The 13,828-nt window shown below is 37.4% G+C and carries 11 protein-coding genes, 2 pseudogenes and 1 riboswitch; of the genes and pseudogenes, 7 read left to right on the top strand and 6 right to left on the bottom strand.

The features are described 5' to 3' along the window. Window positions 1-60: 60 nt before the first annotated feature. The 3 genes from ACIQZI_RS15370 to ACIQZI_RS15360 all read left to right on the top strand — a co-directional run bounded on the left by ACIQZI_RS15370 (window position 61) and on the right by ACIQZI_RS15360 (window position 3,742). On the top strand, window positions 61-354 hold the full coding sequence (locus ACIQZI_RS15370; RefSeq protein WP_403074424.1) for a hypothetical protein: 294 nt from the start codon (window positions 61-63) through the stop codon (window positions 352-354). Window positions 355-451: 97 nt separating this feature from the next. Further along, window positions 452-847: a VOC family protein gene (locus tag ACIQZI_RS15365; protein ID WP_062184079.1), complete on the top strand. Its 396-nt coding sequence runs from the start codon at window positions 452-454 to the stop codon at window positions 845-847. 507 nt (window positions 848-1,354) lie between these two features. Then, window positions 1,355-3,742 (top strand): polyprenyl synthetase family protein, encoded by a 2,388-nt coding sequence (locus tag ACIQZI_RS15360; protein WP_403074422.1) that lies wholly within the window; start codon window positions 1,355-1,357, stop codon window positions 3,740-3,742. A gap of 142 nt (window positions 3,743-3,884) precedes the next feature. On the opposite strand, the gene ACIQZI_RS15355 is transcribed toward ACIQZI_RS15360, so the two are convergent. From ACIQZI_RS15355 to ACIQZI_RS15345, 3 genes and pseudogenes are all read right to left on the bottom strand, one after another. Continuing rightward, a complete protein-coding gene (locus ACIQZI_RS15355) occupies window positions 3,885-4,526 on the bottom strand; it encodes an SDR family oxidoreductase (RefSeq protein ID WP_403074420.1) in 642 nt (213 codons plus the stop codon). 43 nt (window positions 4,527-4,569) lie between these two features. Continuing rightward, window positions 4,570-4,695, bottom strand: a pseudogene (locus tag ACIQZI_RS15350) (hypothetical protein); the annotation flags it as partial. A gap of 36 nt (window positions 4,696-4,731) precedes the next feature. Further along, window positions 4,732-5,403, bottom strand: coding sequence for an NAD(P)H-dependent oxidoreductase (locus tag ACIQZI_RS15345; RefSeq protein WP_403074418.1), 672 nt, complete (start codon window positions 5,401-5,403; stop codon window positions 4,732-4,734). A gap of 355 nt (window positions 5,404-5,758) precedes the next feature. Here ACIQZI_RS15345 and ACIQZI_RS15340 point away from each other — a divergent pair, with 355 nt between their 5' ends. After that, the gene (locus tag ACIQZI_RS15340) at window positions 5,759-6,097 is read left to right on the top strand and encodes a hypothetical protein (protein WP_403074416.1); all 339 of its coding nucleotides are present in this window, start codon (window positions 5,759-5,761) and stop codon (window positions 6,095-6,097) included. Between the two features lie 157 nt (window positions 6,098-6,254). Here ACIQZI_RS15340 and ACIQZI_RS15335 read toward each other — a convergent pair whose 3' ends face one another. Beyond that, window positions 6,255-7,097, bottom strand: coding sequence for an aldo/keto reductase (locus tag ACIQZI_RS15335; protein WP_062184068.1), 843 nt, complete (start codon window positions 7,095-7,097; stop codon window positions 6,255-6,257). Window positions 7,098-7,169: 72 nt separating this feature from the next. After that, on the bottom strand, window positions 7,170-8,381 hold the full coding sequence (locus ACIQZI_RS15330) for an MFS transporter (RefSeq protein ID WP_403074414.1): 1,212 nt from the start codon (window positions 8,379-8,381) through the stop codon (window positions 7,170-7,172). Between the two features lie 201 nt (window positions 8,382-8,582). Here ACIQZI_RS15330 and ACIQZI_RS15325 point away from each other — a divergent pair, with 201 nt between their 5' ends. Together ACIQZI_RS15325 and ACIQZI_RS15320 are read left to right on the top strand one after the other, a co-directional pair. Next, window positions 8,583-8,954: a winged helix-turn-helix transcriptional regulator gene (locus tag ACIQZI_RS15325; protein WP_062184061.1), complete on the top strand. Its 372-nt coding sequence runs from the start codon at window positions 8,583-8,585 to the stop codon at window positions 8,952-8,954. Window positions 8,955-10,161: 1,207 nt separating this feature from the next. Next, window positions 10,162-10,258: riboswitch (glycine riboswitch) on the top strand. A gap of 118 nt (window positions 10,259-10,376) precedes the next feature. Beyond that, a complete protein-coding gene (locus tag ACIQZI_RS15320) occupies window positions 10,377-11,777 on the top strand; it encodes an MFS transporter (protein WP_403074412.1) in 1,401 nt (466 codons plus the stop codon). Between the two features lie 222 nt (window positions 11,778-11,999). Here the strand turns inward: ACIQZI_RS15320 and ACIQZI_RS15315 are convergent, their stop codons facing one another. Then, window positions 12,000-12,533 (bottom strand): ECF transporter S component, encoded by a 534-nt coding sequence (locus ACIQZI_RS15315; RefSeq protein ID WP_403075177.1) that lies wholly within the window; start codon window positions 12,531-12,533, stop codon window positions 12,000-12,002. Window positions 12,534-13,281: 748 nt separating this feature from the next. Between ACIQZI_RS15315 and ACIQZI_RS15310 the strand changes: the two are divergent. Then, window positions 13,282-13,464: pseudogene (locus ACIQZI_RS15310) on the top strand (DNA alkylation repair protein); the annotation flags it as partial. Window positions 13,465-13,828: the final 364 nt, after the last annotated feature.

The raw sequence follows: 13,828 nt of genomic DNA, 5'->3' as shown, positions 1-13,828 counted from the left end.
GTCAAACTCCCTCGTCATTAGACGGTACAAGCTTGTAGCCTTACCCTTAAATGTCCATGCTTGTATAATGATGACCTAGGTGTTTCTCATATTTTGGCACTTTGCTATTTGGATGAAAATAGAAATAGTCGTCAGTCAGATATTGCGAGAACTTTAAGACTAACTCCATCGACTTTAACACGTTTATTGTTTGCAATTGGATTAGTGCGATATTATGATCTTTTTGACTCCTTTTCGTTTAACATCCCTTTTTTTATGATGCTTATCGGAGCAATGATTTCATTTATTGCTTATATCATTTGGGAGTTCATAAAAACAACAGATAATGTTGGATATACGGTGAATGTATTATAATTGAATATATCCATATTTATCACGATAATAGAGAAGTAATTGGAAGCGAACAAACTAGTTGATTTAAAGAAAAATTTTATAAAATTAGGAGGTAATCATGGGGAAATTAGTTCATTTTGAAATTCATGTAGATGACATGGAACGAGCAAAGAAGTTTTATGGAGAGGTGTTCGGATGGTCTTTTCAAAATTGGAGTGATTATGCTGGTATGCCTTACTTTGGAGCCGTGACTGGTGATGAAAATGAACCAAGAATCGATGGAGCTTTGATGCAGCGTCAAAGTGCTCCTCCGGAAGCAAATCAGGGGTTAAATGCATTTGCTTGTACAATGGGAGTGGAAAACTACGATTTAACGGAAACTAAAATTATTGAGAATGGTGGCCAAGTCGCAATGCCTAAATATGCCTTGCCTGGAATGGCGTGGCAAGGATACTATATGGATACCGAAGGCAATATATTTGGAATTCATCAACCAGATGTGAATGCAAAATAGACTTCAAGCATGAAATCACATAATGCAGTAGGAACTCCAAGATTTCCTAACGTATAGTCATTTACGGCTACATGAGCATGCCTTTCCAACTGAAGACAGTTCCCGCATCCAAATGGAAGAACTGTCGGTACAGCTGGTGTTTACATAATAATCATTACTAAAAAGGCTTCGTATCTTAAATGATGGGAAGCCTTTTGGGGGTTTTGCAGCATACTAAGAGTGAAAGTGTGAAAATTGCCTCCCACAGAATATCGGAATTTTTTTAGTAGAGATATCGAATGTTAATAAATCTTCATCAAAGTTGATTTTGGGGACATTAAACGATCTGTAAGTTCATAGTGTTAAGAGAGATTGTGGAAAAAGGTATATACTACAAAGGTTTATATTTAGCTTTCGGGTTAAAGAGATGTGATTTTTGAGGAAAATATTTTGGTTGATTTTTATGAAAAATGCTTGTATGAATTGCATTTATTTATAAGAAGTCGTTAAGTAGAGGGAATGTATAGTATGAATAAGGAATTAATAAAAAATGCTGATGCGTGCTATCGATTGGCGGAGAAAAAGGCTGTTCAATATTATCAATCACTTTATACGCAAGTTATGCAAAAGACCTATGTACCTACTTTGACAAAAGATATTCGGTCCTGGAAACAGAATCACATCCATCATCATTCATTCGTATCCTTTTTTTTGCGCGATAAGAACAAAGCTGATTCTCGGGAGTATCACAATTATATTAAATGGCTGGATTACACAGATAAACTAGATAATTACCTGGATCGCAGCATCTCTTATATTTTCTTGCGGGATCTAGGCAAAGCTTTGGACTCATCTGACACACAGACAAGGATTCGACGTGTCGTTGACCGTTTAAAAACACACCTGACTCATTCCACCTCAACCAATCGAGGGAACAATTCGGAGATGTTTAGCATGGCTGGGGTGTATCGGAAGGCCCAGGAGGAAGGTGTTGAATCCACGATGATTTGGGTGATGGACAAACTAAAGACTGTCTCTTCCAATATTCCAAAGGGAATGGATGCAGAGCAAGCCCAGCGAAAACTTATCAAAATCATGGCTGGGGTAATCATGCATGTGGTGGATGAGATGGGCGATGAAATATCTTCTGAAGAACGTTCTCAGAAACTTGATGAGGCTATTCGGTTAGGGTATTTCTATGGTCTGACCTATCCATTCATTGACGATCTTCTCGATGCCAAAGTCTTATCCGAAAAAGAGAAAAGACAATATTCCGATTTAATACGTACCACACTTATCACAGGTGCTGTTCCGGAATTGGGAGAGTGGACTGGAAAAAACTCAGATCTAATCCGCTATATTCATACGGAACTCCGAGATGCCTTTGAGTATATGAAGGCCTATCAGCGACCAGAGACGAGAAAAAATTTTTTCGAGCAATCCTATGTGTTTTTTCATTCTCAGGAAGTGGACCGTGTAAAAGAACTATCCAATGCGAATTACACTAATGAAGAGCTTTATATCCCGATTATTTTAAAATCCTCTTCTTCCCGATTAATTGTCCGTTCAGTAATCAGTGCTTCTTTTGACGAGGGTTTTGACAACCGAACATTCTTTTATGGGATTTACAATCAGCTTGCTGATGATTTTGCAGATATGTTTGATGACATGAAGGACGGTGCGGTAACCCCTTATACCTATTATATGAAATATCATGATCAACGTCCGGATCTTATAAATCCATTTGAATTATACTGGACGGTCATCTCCCATTTGATCCATAACGTGTATCATTCAGATACGAAGACCTGTGAAGTGATTTTAGATCGTGCGATAAATGGCCTGAAACGATTTAAAGAACGAATGGGAACCAAAAAATACAATGAAGTTATGGAGTTATTTGCTCCTGAAAATCCGAATTTCAATCGTGTAATCAAAAAAATGGTTCAAAAAGCGGATGATGTGGATTTCTTTGATAAATTGCTTCGGGACCATATGCTTACCATCCTGAAAAATGAGCGGAAAGAGCAGGAAAAATTTTTAGATACGATCGAAACCGTACGCAATCAGATCAACAACATCTTACATATCCCTAGAATCGATTATGTTTCTTTGATGAAAGAGGACCCGATCATTGATGCTGCAAATTATAGTTTAGTAGGCGATGGAAAGCGGTTGAGGCCAATTGTGACTTGGGTGATGGGTGTTCATGTATATGGATTAGAAAGATCAGCAATCGTTCCACTTCTAAGATCATTGGAGTATATGCATACCGCATCCCTAATCTTCGATGATTTGCCATCCCAAGATAATGCGTCCATCCGTAGGGGGCGGCCAACCCTCCATCAAGTGTATACCATTGCGATAGCTGAATTAACCGGTCTCTTTCTGACCCAGAGGGCAACCCGGGAACAAGCATCTCTAGATCAGTTCGATTCGAAAACTGTACTTAACTTGATTCAATATTCGGCCCAAATGACAGAGGATATGTGTAAGGGACAAGCAATGGACTTGAATTCTAGAGGGAAACAATTGACACTGGAACAATTGAATATGATAAGTTTTTATAAAACTGGGATTGCATTCGAAGCTTCCCTCGTCATGCCTGCCATTCTCGCCCATGCCAATGAGGTAGAAATTGAAGCCTTGAAAAAATTTGCTCAGCATGCCGGAATTGCGTTTCAGATTAAGGATGATCTGCTTGATGTTGAGGGAGATTTGAACGCACTTGGAAAACCAATTGGAAAAGATGCTGAAAACAACAATAAAACTTTTGTGTCAATCCTAGGTGCTGCAGGTGCTAGAAAAGCAATGTGGGAACATTATTGTCTTGCGATGGAAGCGATGCACGAGATACCCCGGAAAACTCCTTTTCTGAAGCATCTATTAAATTATATTGTGAACAGGGATCATTAAGAGTTTGTTATACGTAAAATGTAGATAGAATACCGAGGGGTTTATTCACTCTGGGAACAAGGGGACAGGTTGAACTACACCTAATTGTTAGTGTGTGTCTAACAATTGGGGGCAGTTCAATTTCCTGTCCCTATGTCCCTGATTAGAATTTATTTAATGCTTCAGAAATTAGATCCTCACCAGACACAAGATCAAATGAACGATTAAACGTGTTTTCCGCTGTTAAAGTGGCCATAATTGTTTTAGCTACGTCTTCACGTGGAATAGATGCTGCACTTAAATTTTCGGCAATTGAAACTTTTCCAGTAGCCGGTTCATTCAAAAGACCTCCAGGACGAATAATCGTATAGGTTAAGCTACTTTGTTCAAGGATTTTATCCGCATAGTGTTTGGCAGCCAAATAATGTTTTATACTACTCCAATTTTCTCTTCGATTAGCATAAATCGCACTTACCATAATAAATCGTTGAATGCCAATTTTCTCAGCAGCTTCTATCGTTTTAGCTGCCCCATCCAAATCGATCAAGATTGTCTTGTCTGCGCCTGTATGACCACCAGATCCCGCGGTGAAAACAACGGCATCACAACCTTTTGCGGCTTCTGCAATTTCTTCCACACTACCTTCTAAATTCGCAAGCTTTGCTTCTACTCCGAACTTTTCGAAATCTTTTGCTTGTTCTTCCTTTCTAACCATAGCTCTAACTGTATGTTCATTACTTTCTATTAATAAATGTACAAGATGTTTACCAATTTGTCCGTTTGCTCCAACAACAAAAACTTTCATCTCGATCAAACTCCTTCTATTCTATTTGTGCTTCGTAATGATTAGTGGAAAATTCGATCAATTTCTTCTCTTTTTTAGCAAATTTAAGAGCTTCTTTAACCGCCTCTTCAAATGCATGACCTGCCCAGTCGATTTGGATTCCTTCTACCATTAAAGGAAAACCCATCTTTAGATCGCTTTTGGTTTTTGTATCTAATGGGGTTGATTACACCCATTGAACAATTTCATCTAGATTTTTTCTTGTTTTGGGTCTTCTAGGTTCTTCCTTACGATACCCAAAAGCCGCCATTACTGAAGGTTTTAACTTTCCATTTTCTAGTAAATCTTCACTTTCAAGAAGGGAATGAACATCATCAAAGTTGAACCCTTCTATTGGTGTAGAATCAATGCCAATTTGTGCAGCCGCCGTCAACATATTTGCTAAAGCAATATATGTTTGTTTAGATGACCAATCAAATAAAGTACGCTCATTTTCTAAGAGTTTCAATTTGTTTTCTTGGAAACCTTTTAATGAACCTACTAACATCTCGAGAAACTCATCAGGCATTTTTTGAACAGATTTTATATGATTGATAATATATTCCGAATCATATCGAACATCCGTGCGAGCAAGTATAATGACAAAATGACTTGCTCCTCGAAGTTGACGTTCTGCACCTGAAGCTATTTTCATTAATCGTTGTCTTAACTCAGGGCTTTGAATAATTAAAAATTTCCAAGGTTCAAAACCATATGAACTAGGAGATAATCTACCTGCTTCTAAAATGAAATGGAAATCGTCCTCTGAAATCTTTTTGCTTTCGTCGTATTCTTTTGTGGCGAATCTGAATTGGAATGCTTCTAAAATTTCTTGTTTTTTTATCACTGTGTTTAACATACTCCACCTCTTTCATTCATTTATTGAGTTGGATTATCGAGTATATTTATATAGAATAACGATAGCATAAATTTTAAAGTAATCCTATTTTTTTACATTGTTATAAAAATAGGACTATTAATAGAAATATTTCATTTTATAGAATCGTCTAATTGCACAGGATTCCTGTCCCTATGTGCTCATAGGTTGGTAGTTAAGGAACTGCCAAAAATGGGTGGGAAGGTGACGGAAAATCAAGTATTAACACTAGAATTGTACAACATACTTTTTCTTCAGCTAAAGGAGGATTGATCATTCGGATCCTGATATCTGCAACTGGATCAATAGGTCTTTAGACAGTTGAGCCATTTTGCGAGTGAACTTTGATGTTTTGCATATATGGGAATCAGGGATAAACCCAATTGGCGCCATGAAGCAACTTCGTCCTTATATCTCACATTTTCACTTTAAAAATATTGCCTCACGTGAACAACTTGGTGTTTTTTCTCCAAGCAATGTTTATGCTGCATCGGGGTCTAGAGATGGGATGGTACCATTGTTTGAAGGTGCAATTAATTATGAGGAATTCCTAGCAAAAGTACTTCCAATCATGGAGGTAGATGCTTCATTGGAATGGTTCGGATCGAATGTGAAGAGCGTATTAGAAAATGATGTTCAAGAGGTTAACAAGGCGTTGCAGTTGATGCAAATATGAAGTAAGGTTGTTTAAAACATATATGAGAATCATTTGATCCAATCTAAATTAAAAGCATCTCTACTAACTAGTGAACTACACCGCCAATTGATAGATATGTCTAACAATTGGGGTGTAGTTCACTTATTAGAGGAAAAGGGTCTGCTTTTTATGTTATTTAAAAATCAAAGTTGTCAGGATCTGGTCCTACTCGATGATTTTGATTTAGCTCGTTAATTAGCTGCATCTCTTCTTTAGTTAGTTCGAAGTCGAATACAGTTGAGTTCTCAACAATTCGATGTTCCTTCGTGGATTTTGGAATGGTTACAACGCCATTTTGTAAATCCCATCGTAAAATAACTTGGGCAATAGTCTTGTTATACTTATTTGCAATTTCTTGTAAGACTAGATTATCTAATAATTGACCTTGCATTAAAGGTGACCAAGCTTCTAACTGAATTCCATGTTCTTGGCAAAAGGCTTGAATTTCTTTCTGAGTTAAACGTGGATGGTATTCTACTTGATTGATCATCGGTTTAATTTCGGCATCATTCATTAAGTTTTCAAGATGGTGGACCTGGAAGTTACTTACTCCAATAGCCTTTACTCTTCCTTCTTTATAAAGAGTCTCTAATGCACGCCAAGCTTCCTTATATTTACCTTCTACAGGCCAGTGAATAAGATATAGATCTAAATACTCAAGATCAAGTTTCTTTAGGCTTGTTTCATAAGCCGCTATAGTTGATTCGTAACCTAGATCAGAATTCCAAACTTTCGATGTAATAAATAGTTCTTCTCTAGGGATACTTGCTTCTTTTATCCCCTCTCGGATAGCTTGACCAACTCCTTCTTCATTTTCATAAATGGCTGCTGTATCAATACTACGGTACCCATGTTTAATTGCAAATTTAACGGCATTAACTAATTCAGGGCCTTCTTCTACTTTAAACACCCCAATTCCAAACCAAGGCATTTTTACACCATTATGCAAAGTAGTTGTATCTTGTATGTTTTTAATCATTATAAATAACCTCCAATTATTATTATGAGAAATGAGATCGTTCTATATTTGGTGATTTCACACATTTATTACTTAGGAAACCACCTCCTTCAATATATCCCTTTTTTGGTCTTTTCCTTCAAGAGATGCACTCCAACCTGCAAGGATGGCAGCCATCAGTACCATAAGTGCTCCTACCCAAGAGGTGTGAATCAGTCCAATAGAGTCTGTGATAATACCACCTAAGTAGGATCCAATTGCAATTCCGGCGTTAAACGCAGCAATATTAATGGCCGATGCCACATCTACTCCAGTAGGTACAAATCGTTCTGCTAACATGACCACATACACTTGTAATCCCGGCACATTCATAAAAGCTAGAACCCCCATTAAGAAAATGGTAATCAATCCTGCTATTTTAAATGGCGCCGTAAACATCAGAATAAATAGTATCACCGCTTGTACAATAAACATGTAAAATAATGCCCTAATCGGATTGTGATTAGACAGCTTTCCACCTACCATGTTGCCAATAGCGATCGCAATACCATATACAAGAAGAATCACAGCAACTGTTCCTTCTTTAAAGCCTGTTATGTCCTGTAACATGGGAGATAGATAAGTAAAGACAACGAATGTTCCTCCATATCCTAAGGCAGTAATCATAAATAAAAGTAATAAGCGACCATTTGTCACTAATTTGAACTGATCACGAAACGTTGTACGAGTCCCTTTTCGTAAACTAGATGGAACTAGGATACTATTCGCGATTAAGGCAATAATTCCAACTATAATAATGATGATAAAGGCCATTCTCCAACCAAATTGTTGTCCCATAAATGTTCCCAATGGTACACCTGTTACAGTGGCTACCGTGAGTCCTGTAAACATAATGGATATAGCACTAGCTCTTCTGTTTTCTGGTACTAAATCTGCTGCAATGGTAGAGCCAATGGACATAAAAACTCCATGTGAAAAGGCAGAAATGACACGAGCAATAAGTAACACACCAATGCTTGTCGCACTAGCAGCAATACTATTGCCTATAATAAAAATAACCATAATCCAAAGTAGTAATGATTTTCGTGACATACTAGAAGTAATCGATGTTAGAATCGGTGCCCCAACTGTTACTCCTAATGCATATAAGGAAACGGTTAAGCCTGCTGTCGTAACAGATATTTGTAAATCATTCGCTATTAATGGTAATAGACCTACACTGATAAATTCTGTTGTTCCTATTGCAAATGCACTTATAGCTAAGGCTAATAGCGCTAATGTACTTTGTTTTTTATCTAAAGACATTTTTCTCCTCCTTAATAATTTGGTCATGGATGAACGATCTTGTTTTAAGTAAACTAAAAAAATAATTACATTAAAACTCAACCGATAAATGCTATTATGATACATATGAAATCATTAGAGAAGTACGTACTTAAAAGTACTATAGGAACCTAAAGGTGCTATAGGCACTTTTAAGTTCCTATACATGTGGAGGAATTATATATGAAGAAAAAGAAATACAATATTTCAGTAGAGGCGACACTTGAAGTGATAGGGGGAAAGTGGAAATGTGTAATTCTATGTCATCTAACACACGGTAAGAAACGAACAAGTGAATTGAAACGTCTTATGCCTGATATTACACAGAAGATGTTAACTCAACAATTACGTGAATTAGAGGTAGATGGAGTCATTAATAGAATTGTTTATAATCAAATTCCTCCAAAAGTGGAGTATGAGCTAAGTGAATATGGCTGGAGCTTACAAGGTATCTTAAATTCGCTTTGCAATTGGGGAGAAAAACATATTATCAAAGTGTATGGCGATACATTGGATGTCTTGGAAGAGAACGTTCTAAATGAACATCTAAAATAATGAACGAGGGAATTTGAAAAGATTTCTTAACAATTCTATATAAGCACCCGATTGATGCTGTATCAGAATTGTTGCTTGCTTTGCTATCCTACTCCTCTATGGTTCAGGAACGATCCTGATAAAAACATGTTTCGAAAAGTTGAAAAATAACATTGTCTAAATTGAAGAAAATAAATAGGTTTTTTTCAGTTATAGATAAAGTCTTTAATAAGCAAGAAGGAGATTGGACGTATCCAGCCTCCTTTATTTTCTATAGGTAAGAGATCATAGATGTACTCCTCTAATTACGATCAGAGGAGTTATCTGTTTTGTTTATTGTTTTTAAGGAAGCATAAAAACGGCTGGTATTGAAAATGGAAATAGTACATTATTAGGATATTTTAGGTGGCAACTAGGGGGAGACTTTCAGAGCGTTACCTCCTCATTCGACTCCTTGACATACCCCTTCATTTGCTAAATAATTTGCTGCAACATAACCTGCTAACAAGGACAATATCCCATCACGAAAGTTTTAAGGGATTATTAGAAAGTAAACCGAAAGTTACTAAAAACTAAGATTAGTGAAAAGGGGAGAATCATGGGAACGGTTAGCCAATTCCTTCGGCTGAATTATCTGAATAATCGATAGTTTAGGTGGTCTGTTACCATCTGAAAGATCCTTTTTCACAGCAATGCTCCCATAACCTCTTTATTGAGTGCTATTTTATATACAAAACGAATATGGCGTTATCACGCCACCATTTACTATAAATATAAAGGATTAGTCGTGTACCACGCTACACCCACCTAATCACAATGGTGGCGGTGAGGAGCCGGATTTTGGGTGCTTTCAAGGTACAATGAGTAGACCTGCTAAGTAGAGTGGCTATATTAATAAGTCGTGAAGCCCCGCCCCATGTCCTTCATACAAGAGGAGAAGCAGATCACTGTAAAGCTCTCCATTTCATTCATATTAATACCTTCCGTGAAACGTCTTGTGAAACGAATGTTTTTGGGCGTCAAAGTGACAGTAGTTTTTGAAAGCGTTTTCGATTTTAGTTGACATGATCGACTTTCAGAATTATTCTATAAATATATAATAATTCTGAAAATACAGAAAATATAAGATGGATGAAAGTTGCAGGAGAGTGTTTAGTATAAGCCACCGAAGGAGCAAACTTCAATAAGACCCTTGAAGCGAATCTCTCAGGTAGAAGAAACTGCAACTGGACACATCTCTGGAGAGAGCGTATGAATCGATACGCCACCAAAGGGGAAAGGCTCTATTGAGCTAAACTCTCAGGTAAAAGGACAGAGAAGGGCAGAGAAAAACAGAATGTTTTTCTCTGCCCTTTTTTGTTGTGCCTGCAATTTACACGATCATCATCACTGAAGAGACATAGTTAGTTTAATGGATATTTAACCAAAAAGGAGAGGTTTACCATGAAAACAAGCTATAAAGGTAATAATAGAATGATGACGGGGATTGTGTTTGGGGTGCTTACTTATTGGCTTTTCTCACAGTCACTAATAAATGTGATGCCGGAAGTTCAGTTAGATATGGGAATTTCATTGGGACTTTTGAATACAGCCATTAGTTTATCCGGTTTATTTTCAGGCATGTTTATTGTAGCAGCTGGAGGAATATCTGATCGAATTGGACGTAAGAAAATTACGACTATTGGTTTACTATTAAATATAATTGGTTCACTTTGCCTCGTCTTTGCACAGGAGACGGTCCTCTTAATGATTGGGCGTGTGATTCAAGGCTTCTCGGCAGCATGTATTATGCCTGCGACGATTGCTTTGGTGAAAACCTATTTTGACGGTGCTGATCGACAAAGGGCCTTAAGTTACTGGTCTTTTGGATCTTGGGGCGGCATGGGCATTTGTTCGTTTGCTGGAGGTTTAATTGCTACGTCTTTGGGATGGCGTTGGATCTTTATTTTTTCCATCATCTTCACATTGCTATCTATGTTCTTAATTAAAAATGTACCAGAGAGTAAAGCAGAACAAAGCCATGCATCAAAATTTGATTTTTCTGGCTTTGTTATCTTTCTCCTAGTGATGGTCGCTTTAAATGTTGTCATTACACGTGGAGAGGACTTCGGTTGGACAAGCCCCATTTCGTTAACGTTAATGGCTGTCACTATCATAGGAGGTTGGGTATTTTTAAACGTTGTAAAAGGAAAATCTAACGGATTTATCGATCTTTCTTTATTTAAAAATAACTATTTTACTGGGGCTACGGTGTCAAACTTTTTACTGAGTGCTGTAGCGGGAGCACTTATTGTTGCCAATACCTATGTCCAAATGGCAAGAGGATACAGTTCTTTTCAATCTGGATTATTATCTATTGGCAATTTAGTTGCTGTATTAGTGATGATTCGTGTGGGTGAAAAAGTATTACAACGAAATGGTCCAAGAAAACCGATGATCTTAGCTTGTCTTTTAGTGATGGCTGGAATTATGTTAATGACCTTAACAATCTTACCAAATGCGATTTATTCGGTTGTTGTTTTTATTGGTTTTACCGTGTATGGGATTGGACTTGGCCTTTATGCGACACCATCTATAGATACAGCCGTAGACAATGTTCCGACAGCAAAGGCAGGAGAGGCAGCAGGTATTTATAAAATGACTAGTACACTTGGCAGCTCATTCGGTTTAGCGATATCTGTGACTGTTTATAGTGTAGTTGAAAAGGCTGGAAATATGGAAGCGGCTGCAAGTATAGGGTTGCTGGTAAATGTTATTTTTGCTGGACTAGCTTTACTAGCTATAGTAGTTGCGATTCCAAAAGAAGGTGTCAAGAAATCAATAAAAGGGAGGAAGGCTTCTTGAACTACATTGAGTCATGTACCATAAAGAAAGATAATGGGGAAGAAAAAATTGTAGGAATAGAAGTATATTGGAAATAAAGATCAAAAGTAAATTTCATTTAAATCCGAAGTTTAATGGAAAAAAGAAGGAGAATGCTTGATATACGAAGCGTTTCCCCTTTTTCATGTACTATAAAATAATGTTTATAAGAATTATTTGTGTTATTGTCCATCTTTTTAATAACTATTTAAAAAGCGGAATTTTTTTCAGTACAGCACAAACTGGAATGGCTACACAGATCCCCACAACGTTTTGAACGATGTTTCCGGGAATAGAGGCCGCTGGTATAATCCAGCTACTAAATAGTACCCATTCACAAATGTAATAACCAGCTAACATAAAAGGAGCCGAAATGATAGTAGCAAATAGATTGAAACCAATACTATTTCCGTTGCGGCCTTTCGACCAGGCGATTTTCCCAACTATATATCCTTGCAAGCCGCGAGCTAAAATAGTGAACGGTGCCCACAATGTCCAACCAGAGATTAAGTCAAATAACCCCATTCCAACGGCGCCAGCGATGGCGCCTTTTTTAGGACCAAATAAGATGGACCCGATAAAGAGCATAGCTGTCCCCAGATGAACTAAACCGCCATTTGCCGTGATCGGTAGTTTGATATTTAACAAGACCGTGGCAACGAATACGAGTGCAATTAACATTGATGTTTGAATTAAATCGAAGGTACGTGTGTTTGAATAACTCGTTGTTTTTTGCATAGACATAAACCTTTCTTATCTTTTCTTTATAGGCATCAAGGGAGAAGTGCAAGGTTGCCGTTTCCTTTGAAATCTAGATCGCGTACGTCTTCAACAGGGTTACCTTAATGATAGGCAACACTGCAACGGACTCCTGCTATCAGTCAGAACGAAAAATTATATAAAACCTTCACCATGGATACCGTTATCGAGCACTTGGACATGATAAACGAGTTCAGTCCATACAGTGGTTTCCGATGATAGCAGCATCCTTTCCCCTTAATTCCGTTTATTTACTGAAAACATTAGCAAAGGATTGGTATATTTAAAAGTGTCAATTTAGCTTAAAACTTAGGTGCCAGTTTATAGAAAACCGGTAAAATATTTTTATATGCTATCTGAATTTTGTGGTGGCAGTAACTTTATCATTTTCCGAAAGAAGACTCCTTCCTCAACGAATGAGAAAGGCATAGCCCAATGAGTAGGTGAGAGATGAATTTCGGTAGGCGTTAGCCTAAATTGTTGAGGGATGCGAACGTTTGTGCTACTGTATATTTGTACAAACGCTCTTTGAAAACTGAAGATAGGAGGTTACAACAGGAAAATCGTCTGTTGTGTAAAATCATCAACGTTCTAATCGCTCCACACGTATCGAAGTAGCGAAAACCAAGCAGAGTAGAGCGTGCGGTGAGTCCAACGTGCAAGATACTAAAAGTTTTCACCGTAGGGACTATGGGTAGAGCCTGTTCAATAACTGGTGGGTAGTTCAACAGAGTCAGATATTGCACAAGACGTTGCTGATAAATGGATCTCAAGCGGTGAAGAACTGAGAATGTCAGTGGGCCAGAGTTGTTACTGTTGACTTTTAGGGAATTGCCTAGACAATGAATTTTCCAAAAGTAAGATTTCCAATCTGCTTGATATGGTAAAAAATACGATTATCGGTTCTCCAGGATGTTAGGGAACTAGGGGACAGGTACATTGACCCTCAAATATTTCATTTCGTAGATGTCTAATGGGGCAGTCCGAGCTCACTGAAAAAGTGCTTTTCTTTGAAAATAAATAGGTCCATCTATTTTCTTTAATAAACTGGTAATTAAATTAAATAGAAACAGTACTCAAAGAGGATAGTATGCTTGCTATCCTCTTTGAGTACTGTCATGGAAAGATAGGTGGATTCGTAGACCTGTTTAAAAATTTACGATGAATTAAATCTCTAAATGAATAATACCAAAAGGGCTCTTTGATCAAAAAAGGCTTTAGATTTCTTTTATTCTTTGAAAGCATGAATGGTAAGCTTTACATCATCGATTCGT

Source organism: Peribacillus sp. NPDC096379 (assembly GCF_044762875.1).
GTDB lineage: Bacteria > Bacillota > Bacilli > Bacillales > DSM-1321 > Peribacillus.
Note: the sequence above shows the minus strand (reverse complement) of the source record. Positions and strands in the feature narration are given on the sequence as shown.

Bases quoted from the DNA above. Each gene is read 5' to 3' on its own strand.
- ACIQZI_RS15325 (WP_062184061.1), top strand. From the start codon at position 8,583: ATGAAGAAAAAGAAATACAATATTTCAGTAGAGGCGACACTTGAAGTG.
- ACIQZI_RS15345 (WP_403074418.1), bottom strand. From the start codon at position 5,403: ATGTTAAACACAGTGATAAAAAAACAAGAAATTTTAGAAGCATTCCAA.
- ACIQZI_RS15330 (WP_403074414.1), bottom strand. From the start codon at position 8,381: ATGTCTTTAGATAAAAAACAAAGTACATTAGCGCTATTAGCCTTAGCT.
- ACIQZI_RS15315 (WP_403075177.1), bottom strand. From the start codon at position 12,533: ATGCAAAAAACAACGAGTTATTCAAACACACGTACCTTCGATTTAATT.
- ACIQZI_RS15355 (WP_403074420.1), bottom strand. From the start codon at position 4,526: ATGAAAGTTTTTGTTGTTGGAGCAAACGGACAAATTGGTAAACATCTT.
- ACIQZI_RS15360 (WP_403074422.1), top strand. From the start codon at position 1,355: ATGAATAAGGAATTAATAAAAAATGCTGATGCGTGCTATCGATTGGCG.
- ACIQZI_RS15335 (WP_062184068.1), bottom strand. From the start codon at position 7,097: ATGATTAAAAACATACAAGATACAACTACTTTGCATAATGGTGTAAAA.
- ACIQZI_RS15365 (WP_062184079.1), top strand. From the start codon at position 452: ATGGGGAAATTAGTTCATTTTGAAATTCATGTAGATGACATGGAACGA.
- ACIQZI_RS15320 (WP_403074412.1), top strand. From the start codon at position 10,377: ATGAAAACAAGCTATAAAGGTAATAATAGAATGATGACGGGGATTGTG.